General features: G+C 65.7%; 15 protein-coding genes and 2 pseudogenes. 7 read left to right on the top strand and 10 right to left on the bottom strand.

The genetic code is table 11. The annotated features are described in order from the left end of the window. Nucleotides 1–464: 464 nt before the first annotated feature. Complete coding sequence (locus QFZ27_RS08755) at nt 465–596, bottom strand: hypothetical protein (RefSeq protein ID WP_429225785.1); 132 nt, start codon at nt 594–596, stop codon at nt 465–467. 349 nt (nt 597–945) lie between these two features. After that, nucleotides 946–1,953, bottom strand: a complete 1,008-nt coding sequence (locus QFZ27_RS08750) for a LysR family transcriptional regulator (protein ID WP_429225784.1) — start codon at nt 1,951–1,953, stop codon at nt 946–948. Nucleotides 1,954–2,050: 97 nt separating this feature from the next. Between QFZ27_RS08750 and QFZ27_RS08745 the strand changes: the two genes are divergently transcribed. Beyond that, nucleotides 2,051–2,800 carry an SDR family oxidoreductase gene (locus tag QFZ27_RS08745; RefSeq protein ID WP_429225782.1) on the top strand — a complete coding sequence of 250 codons (750 nt, stop codon included), beginning with the start codon at nt 2,051–2,053 and terminating at the stop codon, nt 2,798–2,800. A gap of 32 nt (nt 2,801–2,832) precedes the next feature. After that, a complete protein-coding gene (locus tag QFZ27_RS08740) occupies nt 2,833–3,909 on the top strand; it encodes an alkene reductase (protein WP_429225780.1) in 1,077 nt (358 codons plus the stop codon). Between the two features lie 591 nt (nt 3,910–4,500). Here the strand turns inward: QFZ27_RS08740 and QFZ27_RS08735 are convergent. From QFZ27_RS08735 to QFZ27_RS08705, 7 genes and pseudogenes are all read right to left on the bottom strand, one after another. Beyond that, nucleotides 4,501–5,217 carry a hypothetical protein gene (locus tag QFZ27_RS08735; RefSeq protein ID WP_429225779.1) on the bottom strand — a complete coding sequence of 239 codons (717 nt, stop codon included), beginning with the start codon at nt 5,215–5,217 and terminating at the stop codon, nt 4,501–4,503. Beyond that, nucleotides 5,201–5,554 carry a PadR family transcriptional regulator gene (locus QFZ27_RS08730; RefSeq protein WP_429225778.1) on the bottom strand — a complete coding sequence of 118 codons (354 nt, stop codon included), beginning with the start codon at nt 5,552–5,554 and terminating at the stop codon, nt 5,201–5,203. The genes QFZ27_RS08735 and QFZ27_RS08730 overlap by 17 nt, the downstream gene beginning before the upstream one ends. Before the next feature lie 778 nt (nt 5,555–6,332). Then, the gene (locus tag QFZ27_RS08725; protein WP_429225777.1) at nt 6,333–7,385 is read right to left on the bottom strand and encodes a serine hydrolase; all 1,053 of its coding nucleotides are present in this window, start codon (nt 7,383–7,385) and stop codon (nt 6,333–6,335) included. Further along, nucleotides 7,352–7,639 (bottom strand): serine hydrolase domain-containing protein, encoded by a 288-nt coding sequence (locus QFZ27_RS08720; protein WP_429225775.1) that lies wholly within the window; start codon nt 7,637–7,639, stop codon nt 7,352–7,354. Before QFZ27_RS08720 ends, QFZ27_RS08725 begins: the two co-directional genes overlap by 34 nt. A 439-nt stretch (nt 7,640–8,078) precedes the next feature. Further along, a pseudogene (locus QFZ27_RS08715) lies at nt 8,079–8,348 on the bottom strand (transposase); the annotation flags it as partial. Next, nucleotides 8,320–8,559, bottom strand: a complete 240-nt coding sequence (locus QFZ27_RS08710; protein WP_429232542.1) for a hypothetical protein — start codon at nt 8,557–8,559, stop codon at nt 8,320–8,322. The gene QFZ27_RS08710 and the pseudogene QFZ27_RS08715, both read right to left, overlap by 29 nt. Then, nucleotides 8,556–8,987, bottom strand: a pseudogene (locus QFZ27_RS08705) (transposase); the annotation flags it as partial. The gene QFZ27_RS08710 and the pseudogene QFZ27_RS08705, both read right to left, overlap by 4 nt. 80 nt (nt 8,988–9,067) lie before the next feature. On the opposite strand from QFZ27_RS08705, the gene QFZ27_RS08700 reads away from it, so the two are divergent. The 4 genes from QFZ27_RS08700 (at nt 9,068) to QFZ27_RS08685 (ending at nt 16,716) form a co-directional block, all read left to right on the top strand. Then, nucleotides 9,068–9,553 (top strand): transposase, encoded by a 486-nt coding sequence (locus QFZ27_RS08700; protein ID WP_429225774.1) that lies wholly within the window; start codon nt 9,068–9,070, stop codon nt 9,551–9,553. Between the two features lie 211 nt (nt 9,554–9,764). After that, the gene (locus tag QFZ27_RS08695) at nt 9,765–12,656 is read left to right on the top strand and encodes a beta strand repeat-containing protein (RefSeq protein WP_429225772.1); all 2,892 of its coding nucleotides are present in this window, start codon (nt 9,765–9,767) and stop codon (nt 12,654–12,656) included. 1,391 nt (nt 12,657–14,047) lie between these two features. Continuing rightward, a complete protein-coding gene (locus QFZ27_RS08690) occupies nt 14,048–14,779 on the top strand; it encodes a class I SAM-dependent methyltransferase (protein WP_429225771.1) in 732 nt (243 codons plus the stop codon). Beyond that, nucleotides 14,776–16,716 (top strand): hypothetical protein, encoded by a 1,941-nt coding sequence (locus QFZ27_RS08685; RefSeq protein ID WP_429225770.1) that lies wholly within the window; start codon nt 14,776–14,778, stop codon nt 16,714–16,716. Before QFZ27_RS08690 ends, QFZ27_RS08685 begins: the two co-directional genes overlap by 4 nt. A 429-nt stretch (nt 16,717–17,145) precedes the next feature. On the opposite strand, the gene QFZ27_RS08680 is transcribed toward QFZ27_RS08685, so the two are convergent. Continuing rightward, nucleotides 17,146–17,733 (bottom strand): recombinase family protein, encoded by a 588-nt coding sequence (locus QFZ27_RS08680; protein WP_429225769.1) that lies wholly within the window; start codon nt 17,731–17,733, stop codon nt 17,146–17,148. Between the two features lie 66 nt (nt 17,734–17,799). Between QFZ27_RS08680 and QFZ27_RS08675 the strand changes: the two genes are divergently transcribed. Next, nucleotides 17,800–20,898 (top strand): Tn3 family transposase, encoded by a 3,099-nt coding sequence (locus tag QFZ27_RS08675; RefSeq protein WP_429225768.1) that lies wholly within the window; start codon nt 17,800–17,802, stop codon nt 20,896–20,898. The last annotated feature ends 70 nt before the right edge of the window (nt 20,899–20,968 follow it).

Genomic DNA, 20,968 nt, shown 5'->3' with positions numbered 1-20,968 from the left:
CGAGGCGAAGGCGAACACAAGAAATGCGACCGCAGCATTGCGCCGCGAGACTTGGTGCGTCATAGAACACCTGGGGAAATTGATTAAATTGCCTTAATAAGTACGGCATAGATATTTCAGACGGTCAACTTAACTTTTTCATAAATAAGTGACGTTTAGATAATTTTTACTCAATAACGCATATTTCTGTATCTGCCCCTGCTTATAGACAGGCCGACAATCGGGACGCCGCCTGCAGCATCGGGGGCTTCACCGGCCATCAAGCCAAACTGCAGGTGGTCGCACTCGGCAACGGCTGCCGGGCCATGACGGCGACACCAGCGGTGACAGGGCCCCCGGCGTCGCCATCGTCGTCGTCTCAGACCACACATCGTCGCCGCGGCCGATTTCATCGTCTGAGGGCATTTCTGTCGGGCGTGGGTCGAAGACCACCGAAACCGGACGGCCCGGCGCCGGGTTCTCCCTCAGGTCAGCTGGTATTGGAACGCGTCGGGCGGGCCAGGGTCATCGACGGGATCGACGGGATTCCCCTCGGCCAGCCGCTCAAAAATCGCCGAAAGCACCGGCGGCAGCGTGGAGGACAAGATGTCGTACACATCGCGGCTGCCGGAGGCGCTTTCGATGCCTCCCGCGAACGTAGGGCGGTGAGAATCACTCCCTCGGGCTTCAGGGCGGGAACTGGCTGCTGGGGTCTCTGACTGGCGAGGGGATGGAAAGTTCGGCGCTCGACCGACCGGCGGACGAGGCAGGCGCCTAGCTGCGGGGAGCCCCCTTCGGCCTTGGAACGAACCCCGTCGTTCCGCTGAAGGTTAGCCCCAGCTTCCCGACGAAACGGATATGGCTCGTGCGCGCCATATGCGGCCGCCTCGATGACGTCTCCACACCGGCCGTCCCCAAACCCGCGGAATACCAGCCTTTCCTGGCGGTCCCGCCACCTCGCGGTACTCAATACCCGACATTCCTGCGCCTTCTCGGCACCGGACGCTCATCCGTTCCTGTTATTTGGATGACCGCGACCTGGTCGATGAGGGTGTCCCACGAGGCTGGGGACGGGAAGACCTCCAGCAGGAAGCTAAGGAATGCCTTCACGTTGGGGCTGGCGCGCCGGCTTTCCGGCCACATCGCTGTGATGCTCGATCGCTCCACCCCGAAGGCCGCGAGCACGGGAACCAGGAGTCCGGCGCGGACATGGCCGGCGGCGGCGTAAGTCGGCGAGATCCCTATTCCGGCCCCGGCGGCGAGCGCGGCGAGGACGGCATCGCTCAGGTCCATGACGATGCCGGCTTGGGGAACGATCTCGAGCGTGCGATCACTGAGACGGAACGGCCACCGTAGCGCCTGCCCTGAGCTCTGATAGCGGAAGTTCACGCAATCGTGATCCGCCAGTTCGTCCGGATGCTGCGGCGTGCCCCGCCGCGCGAGATAGCCGGGCGACGCAAACGCGCAGATGCGATGCGGAGCGAGCCGTCTGGAGACCAGCCGGGAGTCGCCGAGATCGCCCACCCGGATCGCGACGTCGATGCCGTCCTCGATCATATCCACGAAGTGATCGCTCAGCCGTAGGTCGATCGAAAGCTTGGGGTGGCGTTCCCGGAACCGCGGCATGGCTGGGGCGAGGAGATGGATCCCCACGGGCGACGACGCGGCGATCTTCAAAGTCCCGGCCGGCTCGGCGCGGGCGGCGACCGCCGCCTGCTCGATCTCCTCGGCCTCACGCAGGAGCCGCAGCGCACGCTCGTGCAGATCCCGGCCCTCGGGCGTCAATGTCAACGATCGCGTCGTGCGGGTGAAGAGCCGGAGCCCGAGGCGCTGCTCCAGGCGCTGCACGCTCTTGCTCACCGCCGACGGCGAGATCGACAGCGAACGCGCGGCCGCTGTGAAGCTCCCTAGGGATGCGACCCGGGCGAAGGCGATCAGGCCGGTCAGCCTGTCCAGACTGGTTTGTTCCGTCATGGAACGACAGAAACAAACTCAGGCCCGATTATCAATCCTGCGGTTAGAGCTCACCTTGTCGCCGCCAGCGTCCTCGGACGCATTCGGGAGATCTACCGTGCCAGCAAGCCCTGTCGCCGCCCCATTCTCGCAACACCTCACCGACCGCACCGTCCTGATCTTTGGCGGCACGTCGGGGATCGGCCTGTCGGCCGCAATTCAGGCCAAGGCGGCAGGCGCCAAGGTCATCGTCGTCGGGTTCGACGCCGATCGTGCACGCCTTGCCGCCGTCGAACATGGTTTCGAGAACTGGCGTGCAGCGGATGTGACCCGGCCCGAGACAATCGCACCGGCGCTCGCAGACATTGCGCATGTCGACCACTTGGTGCTCCTGGCCGGAAGCTTCGTCGCCGGCAGTATCCTCGATGCGGAGATCGATCATCTGCGCCGTGCCTTCGAGGAAAGGATCTGGGCGGCGGTGCACACCATCCGCGCTCTCGGGGATCGCCTCGCCCGCGACGGCTCGATCACCTTTATTTCCGGCGTGCTCGCCGACCGCCCCGCCCCGCAGGGCACCGCGGTCTTGGCCGCCGCTTCGGCGGCGATGGAAGCCTTCGCGCGCGCCCTGGCCCTCGAGCTAGCACCCCGCCGCGTCAACACGCTCTCGCCGGGAACCACCGACACGCCGCTGCTTGCCAGGACCCTCGGGGCCAACCGGGACGCCTATGTGGCCGCGCTCACCGGGAAGCTGCCGCTCGGGCGCCTCGGCACCGCCGAGCAGGCGGGAGCGGCCGTCGTCTTCCTGATGTCGAATGGCTTCATGAACGGCGAGACCCTGCACATCGACGGCGGCCAGCGCCTCGTCTAGCTCCCTGAGATTTCGCGGAGAAGGCCTGCTCCATGCCCACCCTGTTCGATCCGGTCCGGATCGGCGCAATCAATGCGCCGAACCGCATCCTGGTGGCGCCCATGACCCGCGCCAGGGGCACACGCGACCACGTGCCCACACCGATCATGGCCGAGTACTACGCACAGCGCGCCGGTGCCGGCCTCATCATCTCGGAGGCGATCGGGATCTCCCGGCGGGGTCTCGGCTGGCCCTATGCCACCGGCATCTGGACCGTGGAGCAGGTGGCCGGATGGCGCCGGGTGACCGATGCGGTCCATGGCGCCGGCGGCCGGATCGTGGCGCAGCTCTGGCACATGGGGCGCACGGTCCATCCCAGCTTCATCGAAGGCGCTCAGCCCGTCGCGGCGTCGGTGACGACAGCGCCCGGTCATGCCCACACCTATGTCGGCCGGCAGCCCTATGCCACGGCCCGTGCGCTGCGGCTCGACGAGATCTCGGGATTGCTTGAGGAATTCCGGGCGGCCACTCGCAACGCGCTGGAGTCCGGATTTGACGGCGTGCAGATCCATGCCGCCAATGGCTATCTCATCGACGAATTCCTGCGCGACGGCGCGAATTTCCGCAGCGATCGGTACGGTGGCTCAATCGCCAACCGCATCCGCCTGCTGCGGGAGGTGACCGAGGCTGTCGCGGGCGTCGCCGGGGCGGATCGCACAGGAGTTCGCCTCTCCCCCAACGGTGAAACGCAGGGTGTGCGCGACAGCGATCCCGAGCCGCTGTTCATCGCCGCCGCGGAGGCGCTGTCAGCGATCGGCATCGGCCATCTGGAGCTGCGGGAGCCGCCGCTCGACGGGACCTTCGGCGTCGGCTATCTGCCGCCGCTCGCGCCGAAGATCCGGCCGGCCTTCAAGGGACCGCTCCTGCTGAATTCCGACTTTGACGTCGGGCGAGCACAGGCCGAATTGGCTGCCGGCGTTGCTGACGCAATCACCTTCGGCCGCCCATTCATTGCCAACCCCGACCTGCCGCGTCGGCTCCGGAACGGAACGCCTCTCGCGAGGGACAATCCCGAGACCTGGTTCACGCAGGGGCCCGAAGGCTACACCGATTATCATGTGCTGGATTGACCCATTGCCGGATCGCCGTCGCCGGGCAGAGGAGCGCCAGAGGCCATCGATGTGGCTTCCCCAAACTGAACATGGCGCAAGCTGGCTGGGAGAGGCTCCACTTTGCCGGCATATAGCGCTGGAGGCTCCCGAAACCGGTCGTCGAATGTAGCTCCCCGAAGCGGACGTCACCGCAGGCGGCTCGGTGCGGACGCCACGACGACATCGATAGAATGACTGCTTGCAGCAGGCTGGCGGAGTTGCAGGTGCGTTGTCGGGCACAGCAATGCACGAACTATTCAGCTCGGGCGCGGCCTGCTGGTGAACCGCTGGCCCGCTCCTTAAGCTGCAAGCTATCCGGAGCGGGCCAGGGTTGGGCGCCGGTTGTCGATGACGTTCGCCCGACGTGCACAAGATCCTATTCAACTGCAGATGTCTACCAATCGGATCGGCCTAGCTCGACCTATGGACGCCACCTGGCGAGCGATGCCCGATGATGTCGCCTCCCTCACCTGCGCTTCCCAACCACCCCGCGCGAGGTCGGTGGCGCGGGGCGTGATCAGGGTATCCACGCTTTGGCTAAGGCCGCATCGACGCCAAGGCGAGGTCGGGTCAGAAGTCCAACGCTCTTGTGGCGCCGGCTGACCAGACGAGATAGGGCACCAGCGTCAGCGTAAGGCTTGCCAGCAGCTCGAGCATCGGCGTGACGTTCGACACCAACGCGTGCGGATCGACGCCCACTGCGATCCGGCCGCCGGCGCCCGGCAATGCCGGGAGGACTACCTCAAGGCTTGTAATGCTGCCAACAAGGGCGATCGCGATCATGCCGACGATAGGCCATAGCAGCCGCGTCCGCTGCCGCGCGGCGCTGATCGCGATTGCCCAGCCCAACAGCACCGGCAGGACATAGGTGTTGAAGGCGCCTGCGCCTTGGCCCAGCACCGCGAACCAGCCGGGCGGGACCAGATGGACGTCCGGGTTGCCGCCGAGGCCGAACGAGCGCACCGCCAGAATCAGGATCAGCACGGTCGCGGTCACGCACGCAGCAAGAATCACCGGCGGCACGACGACGAACGCCAGCCAGGGCAAGCGGGCAGCCCAAGAGCGGAACTCCGGCCGCTCTAGCATCACCTCTGCGAGCACGTCGGTGTTGCCGATCCGGGCCAGAGCCAGTCGCTCCGCTTGGGCTCGGGTGTCCGTATCCCAATCCAGTTTGCTGGTGAGGTCCGTCAGATGCTCCTCGAGTTCGGTGATGTAGCGGCAGACATGTCTGGGCGCGACACCGGCGCGCAGCAATCGCTCCCGCAGTTCCTCAAATGGCTTCGACATATTTCCCTCCCACGAACGCGCTCTGAATCGCACGCGTCACCCGGCTCCAGCTCGCGGCCAGGTCGGCCAAGCGCGTCCGGCCTTTGGGCGTGATCGTGTAATAAACGCGGGTTCGGCCGTTCACCATCCGTCGCTGCGAGGTTAGGGCGCCGTCGCGTTCGAGCGCGTGGAGCGCTGGATAAACGACGCCCTCGCCCAGCGAGATCGCGTCCTCGGTTTGCTCTCGAATCGCTTGTGCCAGTTCATAGCCATACATCTCCCGGTCGCCAATCAGCTGCAGGATCAGCAGCTCCGGCACACCATTCATGAAGTTCGGATTGGTTCTGCGTGTCGACATGGATCATCCCCTAGCCTCGTAGTTCGAGGCATCTCTTGATACCTAGAATCAATAGGGATGGAAAGCCGAAAGCACGGTCTCCGATCTTGATACGGGTGGAACCGGAGCGGCCGGCGCGCGTTTGGGTCCGGCAGCGCCAAGAAGAGCTTCGCTATTCAATCCAGCGCGGTGCCGACCGGAGTGGCGCCATATCCCGCCATCGCCGAGCCGCCTCGATTCCGGACACGAGGCAAAAATGGCGGGAACCGGCCTTCACACCCATCTCCGTCGGCCAGGGGTGCCTGGAACCGGCCATTGCAGCTGGTGCCTCGAGGCGGACGTGACCGTACGCGGCCCGATGAAGACCTTTGGGGGAGTGCGTATGATGTGCATTTCGGGCTGCCAAGAGAATGCTGTGAGAAATGTTGATCGGCCTTCCTGCTACTGGCGAGGTAGTCAATGGTTTATCAATTGGCGGTCCGGTCCTGATTGGGTTATTGGTCGTAATGTTGTGGGTTCTCTCGCGATTGAGGCAGCTCTTCAGCACAATCTGCAAGGAGTAGGAGCTTGTACGGCAGCCATCATCCCCGTCTTCGCATTTTTAGCTTGCAGACTAGCTGCCATATCTCGCGCAAGTCGGCACTCGTTGACCGGAAGACTGTCGCCCGACACTGCCGTTCTTCGCCTCCCCTGCCGCCAGGCCGCGGCTCGGGAGGGCTAATACCCGCCGTGGCCTGAACCGATTCCGATGGGTGTCGACGCTTCGGATATCGCTATTTTTATGCAAGCACCGGCCACGTCATCGATGCCGGTCGAACCGCAGCTCCGTGCCGAACTGCGTGAGGATCAGCGCCCGGCATCGGCGATTTGCGTCCCGATCGAAGGAGGCCCGCAGATCGGTTGTGGGCGAGGTGAAGGCATCGCGGGCGTGCCGGACCAGCGGCACCGGCGCCTGAGATCCGAATCGAAGTGCCAAGCCAAAACCATCTCCGGCAAGAGCGACCCGGATCGTCGCACCGCCGGGGTGGCGGTAGCTGCCGAGGTACTCCTTCACCTCCGAAGCCGGGACCTCCGCCGCGGCGTCGGGACGATCGGTCCATCCGAACGCCCGCCCCAGCGCCGCCGGAATTTCGTCCAGCAGCGGCCAGCCCTGCATCGAGTTGATCATCACGACGACGGCGGCGCACCGCTCCGGATACACCTGCATATTGGCCAGGAAACCCTCGTCGTCACCCCGATGCCCAAACTGGAAGGCCTCGCCTTGCCCATCGCAGAACCAGCCGATCCCCACGAAGTTCCGGCCCACCTCCTGATGTGTCAGCTGGGGACGCAGCATGGCGGCAACCGTCTCGCGCCTGAGCCCGAGTGCGGAGCCGCGGCCTTGGAGGATGCGCATCAATTCGGCCCCGAGGCGTGCCAGGTCGCCGGCGGTCGTCCAGAGCCCTGCGGCCGCCATCTCTGGATAGACGTGCCAGCCGCCGGGCACGGGCTCGCTGTTCCAAGAGTGGCCGCTCGCCGCCCGCGCCGCCTCCGCCGGCAGGAGCGGCTGGTCGTAGGTGCTGTGGCGCATGCCGGACGGGTCCAGGACAAGCTCCCTCATCGCTTCCGGGAAGGGCCGCTTCAGCACATCCGTGACGACCTGCTGGGCAATCGTCGTCCCGCCCCCGGAATACCGGAATGCGACGCCCGGCAGGCCCTCCACGACCACCGGCGGGGTATTGGCCGGCAATGCGCCGTCTAACACCTCCGTGACGCTCGGCCATGGACCGGCCGCAGGATAGCCGGGGAAGCCACGCACGCTCGTTCCCGCGGAATGGCTCAGGAGCTGACGCAGAGTGACCCGGGCGACCATCCGCCGTTGCTCGGGATGCGCCAGGAGGTGAGATAGGTGTTCACATTCTCGTCGAGATCGAGCAGCCCGCGCTCGACAAGCCGCATCACCGCGGTGGCGAACACCGGCTTGCTGACGGAGCCCGCCTGGAACAGCGTGTCGGCGGCAACCGCCGTCGAGGAGCCTGCGAGGCCGACGCCAAACCCACCCTCCCAGACCATTTCGGAGCGATCGACGATACCGATGCTGACGCCGGGCGTGGCGTATGCGCTCATCTGGTCCGCGAGGGATCGTGGCGGAGACGTACGGACGGGAATCGGCGTCTCCCGCTTCAAGTCGGTGAGAGCTTTCGAGACGCGCTCTTGAGCGGAAGCAGGCATAGTGAGCTCTTGACCGTCGTTGCGCCGGAGACTCCGTCAATCTGCTCGACAGGCGCGGATTGCACAACGAGCTCTCCCCTTTGGCTGCGGAGACCTCACCGCTGCGCTGCCGGCTCAGGTTTTTCTCGACCTTGCTATTCGGCGCTCTTGGGTGCGGTTTCCGCCCTCCCGGTCAGCCGGGCCGACCGGAGGCTACCCGATAGCGGCCATCGGCCTCGGCTCCGGAAGGCGGATCTGACCCGATTCGACCGAGGCCGTGTGGAAACGCGAGTTTGATGAGCGGGGAGGGTTTCGTCGGCATTTGGCTGTGGCAGCGGGTTCGGCAGTTCGAATGTCAGGCCCGGATGGCGTGCAGCAAGCCCGCCACACCGAGGATGGAGATCACCCTCTTGAAGTTGTAGGCCAGGATTTGGAGGCTCATCTCGGTGCTGACCCGCTGTAGCCCTCGGGTCAGGAAGTGGGTGGCCCCCATCCAGGCCTTGAGGGTGCCGAACGGGTGCTCGACCGTCTGGCGGCGGATGCGCATGGCCTCCGGCGCCCGATCCATTCGCTGCTGCATGGCGTCGATGACGGCTTCATGCTCCCAGCGTTTGACGCGGCGCTCCTTGCCGGTCGGCCCACGAGAAGAAGACCATCGAAGGGCTGTAGCTGAGGTCGAGGGAGGCCTGCATCGCGCCGAAGGCGATTTCGCCGCGGTTGTCGGCGCCGATGGTGACCGTGGCGGGGCCGCAGAGATCGAGATAGCCGTGATCCCACAGATCGGCTTCGACGATCCGCCATTGGCCGACGAGCGGGTGATCACCGACGGCCATCATGCGGCGAGCAGCTTCGGCAGCCGCACCAGGTTGTAGGCGGCGACAGCGAAGGTGAAGGCCCAGCCGACACGGTCGCGGCCGCGGAACCGGGTCTTGCGTTGTCCGGCGACCGTCTTGATCCAGCCGAACGCCTCCTCGATCCGCTTGCGCAGGCGCTGGCTGACTCCATAGCCGGCATGCCGGGTCGTGCGCCCATCGATCGCGGAACGGCGCCCGCTGGTGTTCTGCGCCACGTGCGGCGTGACGTTCATCGAGCGCAGCTCATTGACGAAGTCCTCCGCGTCATAGGCCTTGTCGGCACCGAGCGTGATCGCCCGCGGCCGGTCGGCGTGCGGCTCGATCATGTGCAGGGCCGCCACCCGCTCGGCATGCCCGTCCGCCTGGGTCAGGCACGCATCGACCAGCAGGCCATGCCGATTCTCCATCAGAGCTGAAGGCCCGGTGGCGTCGAGGACGTGCTGCTCGCCGTCGTCGACAGCTGAAGGGCTTCCCGGAGGCGATCACCGCCGTGTTCCCCAAGACGACGGTCCTGGCCTGCATCGTCCATCTCTGCTGCGGCATATCCTGGACTTCGTCCCGTGAAGGACCGCGAGGCCGTGGCCGCGGCGCTGAAGGGCATCTGCCGGGCGGTCGACGCCGCCGCGAGGCCGCGCTCGCCGCCTTCGAGGACGGGCTCTGGGGCCGCCGCTATCCGGCCATTGGCAAAAATTGGCGACAAACCTGGAGCGAGGTCGTGCCGTTCTGCGCCTTTCGCGCCGACGTCCGGCAGATCTTGTACACCACGAACGCGATCGAGGCCTTGAACGCCAAGCTGCGCCGCGCCGTCCGCGGCAGGGGCCATTTCCCGACCGCCGCCGCCGCGATCAAACTGCTGCTTCGGATCTTGAACCACTCCGAGAAGGAGTGGAAGATGCCGCCCCGGGAATGGATGATGGTCTCGGCCCAGTTCGCCGTGCTCTTCGGCGGACGCTTCACGAGCGCCATGGCGGCCTGAGTGTTCAACCGCCCGCCCTTATACGGAATTCCCGACACTTCCCCAAAGTCGGCGGAGCGTGTAGAACCCTGAGGGTCGGCGACGTGAACCCACGTTCATTACTCGTATGATTGTTGTTCGTATAACTCTGTTTTGTTTCTGATTTTCCCGGTGGCGTTTTTCCCGGCCAAGGGCCGCCATCGTCAGCAGAATCGATGGGGAGGCTTTCCGTATGACCGTCAATGCCAGTTCGCTCACCCGGATTTCAGTCAGCACCGGCGGCACCAGCGCGGACAACGTCGCCACCGGCGGCGTGATGTCGGCCGACGGCCGTTATGTCGTGTTCCAGAGCACCGCGACCAACCTGGTCGGCGGCGATCTCAACGGCTTCTTCGATGTCTTCCTGCGCGACACGCAGACCGGCACCACCACGCTGATCTCGACCGCGACCGGCGGGACGCAGGGCAACAACGTCTCCAGCGTCGCCGCGGTCACCCATGACGGCCGCTATGTGTTCTTCAACAGCACCGCGACCAACCTGGTCGGCGGCGACGGCAACGCCGTTCTCGACGTCTTCATGCGGGACACGCAGACGGGCGTCACCACCCGGGTCTCGACCACCTCCGTCGGCGGCGAGGCGAACGGCGCGTCGCAGAATGTCGACGTCACCGGCAACGGCGCCTTCATCGGCTTCCAGAGCACCGCGACCAACCTGGCCGCGGGCGACAGCAACGGCTTCAGCGACGCCTTCGTCAAGAACCTGTCGACCGGCGTCGTCACCCGCATCTCGGTGGCGGATGACGAGTCGCAGGCCAACGGCAACTCCCTGGTCACCCGCTTGTCCGACGACGGCAACCGCGCCTCCTTCGTCAGCTCCGCCAGCAACCTGGTCGCGACCGACACCAACGGCGCCGTCACCGACGTCTTCGTCCGCGACATCGCCGCCGGCACCACCACCCTGGTCTCGGTCTCCACCGGCGGCGTGTCGGGCGACGGCACGTCCTTCGGCTCCTCGATCTCCGGCAACGGCCGCTATGTGGTGTTCGAGAGCAACGCGACCAACCTGGTCGCCGGCGACACCAACGGCGTCACCGACATCTTCGTCCGCGACCTGCAGACCAACACCACCACCCGCGTCTCCACTGCCGGCGGCGGCAGCCAGGGCGACGCACTCTCGAGCCAGGCGTCGATCTCCGCCGACGGGCTCTACGTCGTGTTCTTCAGCCTGGCCAGCAACCTGGTGCAGGGCGACACCAACGGGCTCCGCGACATCTTCCTCAAGGACACGGTGACCGGCACGGTGACGCGCCTGTCCGTCGCCGCCGACGGGACGGAGCTGAACGACCTTTCGAACACGCCGCAGATCTCGGCCGACGGGCACTACGTCACCTTCCAGACGCAGGCCACCGACACCGGCATGGGCGCCGAGGGCAACGGCACCGGCTTCGACGTGTTCCGCATCTCGCTGGTGGCCGGGGCCGGGGCCGACCGCATGCTCGGCTCCGACGGCAACGACACCATCGACGGGCTGGCCGGCGACGACATCCTGCTCGGCGGCTTCGGCAACGACCTGCTCACCGGGGGCGCCGGGGCAGACCAGATCTCCGGCGCCGCCGGCACCGACACGGCGAGCTACGCCGCCTCTGCCACCGGGGTCACTGTCGATCTCATCGCGGGAACCGGTACCGGCGGCGATGCCCAGGGCGACACGCTGTCCGGCATCGAGAACCTGATCGGCTCGGCCCAGTCGGACCAACTGTATGGCGACGGCAACTCCAACATGCTGACCGGCGAGGAGGGTAACGACAACATCGTCGGCGGTGCCGGCGCCGACGATATCGACGGCGGCAATGGCACGGATGCGGCCGGCTACTTCAACTCCAGCGCCGCGGTGACGGTTGAACTCGGGGCCGGCACCGCTAGCGGCGGCGACGCCGCAGGCGACCGTCTGACCAGCATCGAAAATCTAGGTGGCAGCGTCTTCGACGACACCCTGACCGGCGATATCGGCGCCAACCAAATCAATGGCGGGGGTGGCAACGATACTATTGCCGGCGGCGTTGGCAACGACACCCTCTATGGCGGCAACGGCAATGACCATGCCGACGGCGGCCTCGGCGCCGATACGCTCACCGGCGGTGCGGGTATCGATACGCTCACCGGCGGCGTGGGCAATGACGCGATCAATGGCGGCGAAGACGCCGATGACATCAATGGCGGCGTCGGTATCGACATTGCGGACTACAACGGCAGCGGCGTTGGTGTAACGGTCAACCTGGCGACCGGCGCCGGCAGCGGTGGCTATGCCGAGGGCGACCTGCTGCACGCGATCGAGAACCTGCAGGGCAGCGCCTTCGACGACACTCTGACCGGCGCCGGCGCAGCGAACATGCTGGTGGGCCTGAACGGCAACGACGTGCTCGACGGCGGCGGCGGTTGGGACGCGCTCTATGGCGGCAATGGCGACGATCACCTGATCGGCGGCGACGGTGGCGACATCCTGCGCGGCAGCGCCGGTGCCGACCAGCTGACCGGCGGTGCCGACTACGACATCGCCAGCTATTGGGACAGCGCGGTGGGCGTGACGATCAACCTCCAGACCCAGGTCAACACCGGCGGCGCGGCGCAGGGTGACACCATCGCCAGCGACATCGAGACGATAAACGGCAGCAATCACGACGATGTCATGACCGGCAACGCTCTGGGCAACGCGCTGATCGGGTTTGACGGCGACGACATCCTCACCGGCGCCGGCGGCAACGATACCCTCCGGGGAGGCAGCGGCGCGGACGTGCTGAACGGCGGGGCGGGCTCGGACTATTTCAGCTACACCGCCATCTCCGACAGCACCGCTGCGGCGGACGACACGATCCAGGACTTCCAGCACGGCCTCGATGTGATCTCGCTAAGCCTGATCGATGCCGACGGCAATTCCGGGAATGGCGACACGGCCTTCAGCTTCATCGGCGCTGCGGACTTCTCTGGCACCGCCGGGCAACTGCGCTATGAAATCGACAGCGGCACCACGACGGTCTCGGCAGATGTGAATGGCGACGGCACCGCCGACATCGTCATTCATCTCGACGGTGCGGTCACCCTGCAGGGCTCCGACTTCCTGCTCTAGCGCACACGGCCAGGGTGCCAGCGCATGTGGCACCCCGTCGTCTCTCTTATCACCGGAACGGAGACCGTTCATCGCGGCCAATCTCGACAAGCACCTGAGCCCTGCGCAGCAGCATGGAACTCTTCCTTCCCAATCTGGGCGCGGATATGGACTTCAGTCCTGGCACCCTGTATTCTGTATCTTTCAACGATCAAACTTAGGTTACTGATATGTACAAGCTTCTTCGGAACGGATCGATTGTGTTTGAAGGCTCGCTTGCCGACTGCTCGGCTCGACTCCCGCCAGAAGCGGACGAATCTGGTAACGACGGTGACGGAGCCGTTTGGGTGGTGGTTCCGCTTCGTTCGGCTTATTGGGGCCGCGTTGACAGTGCTTCCGCGGACATCTACCTGGAAGGCGGCGAAGTCCCTGCAAAGGGGTAGGTTCGCGACGCGGCAAGATGATAGTATGCCGAAACAGACGCGGTTCTCAGCAACGCTTGCGATTTGCCACAGAAGCGCTTGATCCTCTCGGGTCCACTCGGGCGTGCTAACGCCTTCCGTGCGATGCATGTTGGTTGACATCATCGATCTCCACACGGACGGCTGGCGGTAGCTTTATCCTCGGCGCTCAAGTCGAGTGAACTGCGTGCACTGCTCCGAGGCCAGGACACGGACGCCAGCTTTCACCTCAATTCGGCACAGCATTGCGCAACTTCGCGCATCAATAGGCATGAAGGCTTCCAGACCTCGGTCACGGGGCGCTCCTTCGGTCGGCATCAGCCGGATGGCCGGGCACCTTCGAAAGGCAGCGACCGTAACCGCCGCCCCCACGACGGACATGTGGGGGTCATTACAAGAGGAGTGCGTAAGCGTCCGACATCGAGGAACAAAGAAGCAACCAATCATGAAGCTGCTCTGAACCGCATGGTCGGTGAAGCGCATGCGCCCGATCCTGACCATGGTCACCTAATCGCGAGCGCGCGTCCTTGGCATAATGCAGCGAGTGCCTCGGCAGGCACCCCGACCGTCTCCATAGGCCGGAAAGCGGACCCACTGAGGATGGTGGTGCCGCGGCCGTGCTGTCGGCAAAGGGTGAATAACCGTCACTGCGATGGGCTCCCGAGAGCGGACATGACCGGACGCGACCCAAAGCTGCCGCTCCCGGCAGGGAACCTGAAACGTCTGGATGCATGAGTCATCGCCAACGCGCAAGCACCGCGACAGCCGGGATGTTGTTCAACCAGACCGGAGCCTCACACCATGAGGCACCAGGGACGGCGCAACGCAATTGGCCCGGTCGGATACCCGGTACCCACCTTCGGATTCTGATCCTACCACCGTCGGCTGAATCGTCACCGGCCGACTTGTCTCGCTATGCTGTCCCTTTCTCCGGAGAGGGGCAGTTTTTACATGAGCGACGTTTCCGAGATCTCGCAGTATGAGCGCAACCAAAATTTCAACAAGATCACAACGTTTATTCACTCTGGCAGATACGCATCGCTCCTCCGCCTTGCGGGCGAGCTCAGCGCCACGATGAAGGGGCGCTCGGTTAGGGCACTCGATATCGGATGCGGCCCGGGCACGGCCGTGGGGCCGCTGCTCAGTGCTTATGATGTCGACTACACCGGCATCGACCTTAGCGCCGAGTACCTGGATGCGGCGCGCCGCAACCATGGGCATCGTCCGAACTGCAAGTTCGTGCAGGCGGATGCAGCCGATCCGAGCCACTATCAGCCTGACAGCGCCGACATCGTGTTCGCGCTGGAGACCCTGGAGCACATCCCCGAAGGCGCCGTCGTCCGCATCATCGAGAATGTCTGCCGCATCGTGCGGCCGAAGCTTTTCGTGGTGACGGTACCGGTGGAGGTGGGGCCGGCGGTTTGGATCAAGAACGGCGGCTCGGCTCTGATGGGCTACAATCGTGGCTCTGGTACCCTGCGCGAGACGTTCTGGGCCGGGCTCTATCAGATGGACCGCATCCCGACGCACACGGTCTGGCATATCGGCTTCGACTGGCGCTGGCTGGCGCAGACGATCCGACACAATGCGCCGATCAGAGAAGTCAGCAGTCTGCCATTCTCGTGGCTGCCTCGTTGGCTGGCGCCGAACATGCTGATGGTAGCTGAGCCGCAGAAGCAATGACGAGGCGAGGGAGCACAATCGTCAAGCGTCTCATCTGCGCCGCGCTGCTCCTGGTGTGTTCGGCAGCGACGGCGTATCCGGGCACGTCCTCGTCCGCAAGCCCGGCCAAATGGCTCTCCGAATCCCGCTTCGTCATCTCGTCGATGGAAACTGGCCCGGTCGGCTATCTCGAAGCCTGGGGTGGCTCGGAATTTGGTTACGCCTATACCTATTCGATCTCGGACGCGCCTGCGAGCGTGACCGTGGATGTCAACACCGGCATGCTGTCGATCGGGACGCCGCTGGCCGTCGGCACATATGGCTTCAAGACATCCGTGCGAAACCGCGGGAATACCTCGAGGGTCGCAGACTTCCCGGTCACACTCGAGGTGGTGGCCGGGGTCACCGCCAATCGGACCAAGAGCGCCATTCTTCACAGGGATTATGTGGTCGACTCCGGTGAGTACGGCATGCCGGTTGGCGCCGACTACACCGAAGTCCTGATGAAGATTCGGCGCGCGATCGTCCTCGATCAGGAGGCGGTGGGAGACGGCAATCTGAGGCCGATGATCATCTTTCATGGCGGCCGCCAGTACGACTATGTGAACAATCGCTGGACCTTCGGCATCCAGTTCCTCGAGATCCGGAGCGACACTCCCGGCGTCCGCGCGAAGTTGCGCAACATCGTGTCGAACAACCCTTACCATATCGCCTCGGCCACCCTGCAGCTAGGGCGGCAATATTTCCAATGCGTTGGTCCGGCCGGCGATTGGATCTGCGAGCAGCCGAGATCGATCGGCTATAAGATCGATACCACCGCCGCCGGCGATGATGCGGTGATGCTAAAGGAGGCGAGCGACGCCCGCAGTCTCCCAATCGGCCGCTACGTGATGGTCGGTTCCTATGACCAGCAGATGTATGGTTTCCCCCCCAATATCCGCTATTTCGAATACGCGAAGGTGGTGTCCATCAGCGGCAGGAGGGTCGTCCTGGACCGGCCTCTTCGGCACAGGCACAAGGACAACTACTGGGAAACCCTCCAGGACCCGAACTCCCTCGGCGTCGCGCGGATTTATGCGATCGATCGTGACGACCAGCGTCTGACATTGCGCGCACGCATCAAGGACATCGAATTCCTGGTCAATCCCAACGCCGAGACGGTCCGGTTAGGAGGCAAGCTCTTTGCCGCTGCCCTCGACATGAGCTTCGAGAACTGCGTCATCCCCCATTTCGTGCCGACGCAGGCCCGATTCGCTCGGGTCGCCGGTGGATCAGTGTCGGATGGCGAGCTGGACAAGCTGGTCAGCATGGTCGTGTTCGACGGCACCACGACTGCGGGCCTGCATGAAGGGACCGGCGTGGACTATCTGCTGTTCAAGAACTCCAATGTGACCAGCGGCTACGGGCTCGCGCCACGCCAACTGCGCGCCATCGATTCAACCCTCCGCGGCGTCGAGCACGCGCCGCTCGCGTTCAAAGGATCGTGGACGGCGCAACAGGTGGATGTCAGCGGCAGCGCATTTGTCGGCGCCGGGCTGGTCCTTGCCGAATGGCCGCCCGAAAGCCTGGTCGTCGGTCAGGACGGGGTAAGCTGGGACGGCCGGCGGCTGACGGCTCCCGCGGTATCCTCCTCGTCCGATGGGAAGAAGATCTGGGGCCGTGCCGCCTGGGAAGGCGCGATCGTTTACGCTGACGCGGTGCCGTCGCCGAATTGGGGCATCATCACCGATATCACCGGCGAGGCCGACTCCATGTATTTCGACATTGACTGGAAAGCAGGCCCCGGCCCGGTAGCGGGAACCCAACTCTACGTGCCGAGGCTGCACGACGTGACCATCAGAGCCTCGCACACCACCCCAGGCCTGTCATGGAACGATACCGATGCCGGCCGACAGACCACGCCTGCTGGCAACCGGCCATTTCCGGAAGGCTATCCAGTGGACTTGTCTGGCTTTTAGGGGGTCCGGAAGGTGTTGGCCGGCGACATCGCCCCGATGCAGACCTGCCTGCGCAACTTCCGCTTAGGATCGCGCGATCCGGACTTTTCTTGCGCCCGACCCGATCGTCAGCTTTCCGCCCATCTCGGTCGGCCAGGCCGGCTGTGGGCCGCCCGAAAGCCGCCACTGGGCTGCTTCCCTTGATGCTCATCACATCCACCACCCGGAAGGGAACGCTGACAGTCGCCCATCCGCGCGACGGGGTCCGCTTTGGGGCACAGATGGATCGCTGGGGACGTCCGCTTTGCGGACGGCCCTGGGGGCCGTGCTCCGCTGCGGGTCGAGAGCTGTCCTCGCGGTCGCCCAGCCTCCAAAGTCAGCCGAGCAACAACGGTGCTACGCTTGGCCCATGAAGCCAACGCCTGGAGACGTTGAATGTCTATCATGCCATTACGGCGGCTCGTCAGTAGGTTTCGCCATCAGGCGGTGCTCGGCAACGATGCGGGAAACCGTGGGTTCGCTGATGTCGTACAGCCGGGCCATGTCGGCCCCGGTCTTGCGGCCCGATAGCACGCTCTCGGCGATCTCCCGCCGCTTGGCCGGGGTCAGCGCCCGAGGGCGGCCGCCGATCCGTCCCTCGGCCCGGGCTTGCGCGAGACCGGCCGAGGTCCGCTCCCGGATCATCGCTCGCTCGAACTCAGCGAAGGCTCCGATCATCTGCATCATCATGCGCCCGGCCGGCGTTGTCGTGTCGATCGCCTCGGTCAGCGACCGGAAGCCGGCGCCGGCCGCTTCGATCGTCTCCATAATCAGCAGCACGTCCTTCAGCGAGCGCGACAGCCGGTCGAGCTTCCAGACGATGACAGTATCGCCCGCCCGCAGGCGGTCGAGCATCAAGTGCAGCTCTGGCCGGTCCCAGCGGCCACCCGAAGCGCGCTCCTCGTAGACACGCTTGCAGCCTGCTTCGGCGAGTGCTCGCGCCTGCGCGGCGTTGGACTGCTCTTCACCCTTGCTCACCCGCGCGTAGCCGATCAGCACGATCCCTGGGCCTTTCGATAACGGCCGTTTACGGCAGCCTGTCTGGGCTGACGGCGCTCCGCCGCGTTGGGCCTTTCACAAACCTCTTCCAGAATTGATCCGAATGGCAAGTGCTTTTTGAAAGGCTCGCGGTGCCCGGGCTCGAATCGCGGTTACGGTCAGGCATCCATCTTTGAGCGGAGTTCGATCTTGTCACGTCGTCCCTTGCTGAAGTCTGATCGCTGGAATGCGCTGCTCGCCGTGCCGACGGACGAAGAGGGGTTGATCCGGCACTGCACGTTGGATCCCGCAGACCTCGATCTCGTGTTGGCGAAGCGGACGCCGCACAACCGCCTTGGCCTCGCCCTTCAGCTGTGTCTGATGCGGCATCCTGGACGGGCTTGGATTCATGACGAGGTGCTGCCGGAGACGATGGTCGCATTCGTCGCGGAGCAGATCGACGTCTCCCCGGACGTTCTCGCCGAATACACCAAGAGAGATCAGACCCGGCGCGAGCACGCCGCCGAGGCGCAGCGCCACCTCGGGCTGCACGTGGCGGCCCGGAAGGACCGGCGCGCGGCACTGGCCGCGGCCCTCGACGCGGCCGACGCCACCGACCAGGGGCAGCCGATCGCCGAGGCGATGATCGCGGCGCTGCGCGACCGCCGCGTGGTGCTGCCGGCGGCCGACACACTCGACCGCATCGGCCGCGCCGCCCGGGCTCTTGCGCGGCGGCGCATGGAGGCGGCCCTGCTCGACGGGCTGCCGGCGGAACGGCTGGAGGAACTGGACCGGTTGCTCCTGGTTGACCCCACGATCCGGATCACCCGCTTCGCCTGGCTCAAATCGTTGCCTGAGGCACCGGGGAAGAAGAACCTGCTGGCGCTTCTAGAGCGGCTGCACGTCGTCCGCGGCTCCACCCCCGATCCCCGGCACCGCGAGCGCATCCACCCCGACCGCTGGCGCCAGCTGGTGCGCGAAGGCGAGGCCACCCCGGCCCATCTCGCCGCCGACCTGAACGCCGGTCGCCGCCGCGCCACGGTGGCGGCCCAGTTGATCGAGCTTGGCTTCCGCCTGACCGATGCGGCGGTGGCGATGTTCTGCCGGTTGGTGGGCCGGCAGTTCGCTCGGGCCCGCTCGCGCCGGAACAAGCGCCACCTCGAGACCGGCAGGAGCGCCGGGGAACTCCTCGGGCTGTTCCGCGCCATCCTGCGCACCCTCAGCGAGGCCAACGACACCGACAGCGACGCGATCGAGCTGCTGCACGAGCGGATCGGGTGGCACCGCCTGATGCAGGCCCAAGCCGAGCTCGAGAGCTTCGAGGGCGCGGACGATGCCGATCCGCTGCTCGAGGTCGCGGCGCGGTCGGACCGGATCCGGCACTGCGGCCAGGCGCTGATCGAGGCCTTCGTGTTCCGCTCGGCCCGGCGGAGCGATCCGCTGCTGCTGGCCCTGGACCTGCTGGACCAACTCTACCGCGAGGGTCGCCGGGTGCTCCCGGCCCGGCCCCCGGTCGGCCATCTGGCGGACAAGGTCCGCAAGGCGGTGTTCGCCGCCGGCAAGCCGGAGCGCAAGCCGTACGAGGTCGCGACCCTGGCGGTGCTGCGCGACCGGCTGCGCTCGGGCGATGTCTGGGTCGAGGGCGGCCGCACCTTCCGGCCGCTCGCCGCCGACCTGGTGCCGGCGGCCGCCGTCAAGGCCCGCAAGGAAGCGGATGACTTGCGCCTCGGCATGCCGCCCGATGCCGTCGCCTGGCTCACCGAGAAGCGGCAGGAACTGGCCCTCAAGCTGCAGCAGTTGGCGAACCGCGCCCGCGCCGGCAAGCTCAAGGGCGTCCGCCTGGTCGACGGCAAGCTGGTGGTCTCGCCGGATCGTTCCTCGGTGCCCAAGGCGGCCGACGCCGCCAAATGGCTGATCCTTGACCGCATGCCGCAGATCCGGATCACCGAGCTGATCGCCGAGGTCGACGCCTGGACCGGCTTCGCCGAGGCCTTCACCCACCTGCGCACCGGCGACCTGCCGCGCAACATCCAGGCGCTGCACGCGGGAATCCTCGCCGACGCCATCAACCTCGGGCCCAAGCGGATGGCCGAGGCCTCCGCCGGCGTTACCGCCCGACAGATCGGCTGGTGCCGCCAGTTCCATGCCCATGACCCGGCGTTCAAGGCCGGCGTTGCCCGGATCATCGACGCCCAACTGGTGCATCCCTACGCCCGGATCTGGGGCGACGGCACAACCTCGTCTTCCGACGGCCAGTTCTTTGCCGCCGCAGGCCGCGCCGGCAAGCGCAGCGACGTCAACACCCATTACAGCAGCGGACCTGGCGGCAAGTTCTACACCTGGGTCTCCGATCAGCACGGGCACTATTACATCCTGCCGATCGGCGTCACCGAGAGTGAGGCCGCCTATGTGCTGGACGGCATCTACGGCCATGAGAGCCGGATCGACATCGCCGAGCACTATGTCGACACCGGCGGCGCCACCGACCACGTCTTCGCTCTGTTCGCGGTGCTGGGCCGACGCCTGGTGCCGCGGCTGCGCAACCTGAAGGACTGGAGCCTGTACGCCTTCGCCGACGCCGACCCGCTGCTGCGGCAGCACATCGGCGGCCGGATCGACGAGCGGGCGATCCGTGAGGCCTGGGACGAGGTGCTGCGCATCGGCCTGTCGATCGAGGGCCGAGAGGCGGCGCCGTCGGTGGTGCTGAAGAAGCTGGCGGCGCTGCCGAAGACCAACCTGCTGGCCCGGGCGCTGCGCGAGATCGGCCGGATCGAGCGCACCCTGTTCATGATCGAGTGGTACTCCAGCCCGGCGCTGCGGGCCCGCTGCCGGGCCGGGCTGAACAAGGGCGAGGCCGGGCACAAGCTGACCCGGGCGGTGTTCTTCCACGAGCGCGGCGAGATCCGCGACGGCTCCTTCGAGAGCCAGGCGTTCCGGGCCTCCGCCCTCAACCTGGTGGTCAGCGCCATCATCCTGTGGAACACCGTCTACCTGTCGCGGGCGGTCGACCAGCTGCGCGCCGAAGGCCACGACCTGCCGGACGAGATCCTGCGCCATGTCTCTCCGCAGATCTGGGAGCACATCAACCTGACCGGCACCTACGACTGGAACCACCAGGACCTGCCGCCCAGTGGCGCCTTCCGCCCCCTGCGCGGGTCCCCGCCCGAGCCCCGAGCCGCTGCCTGATCTGGCGATGTTGCTCTTGTGTTCTCAGATGTCGGACGCCTACGCACAGTTCTTGTAGCTACCCCATGTG

It is taken from the genome of Inquilinus ginsengisoli (assembly GCF_050434925.1).
Lineage (GTDB): Bacteria > Pseudomonadota > Alphaproteobacteria > DSM-16000 > Inquilinaceae > Inquilinus > Inquilinus ginsengisoli_B.
This window is presented reverse-complemented; position numbering and strand designations above follow the sequence as displayed.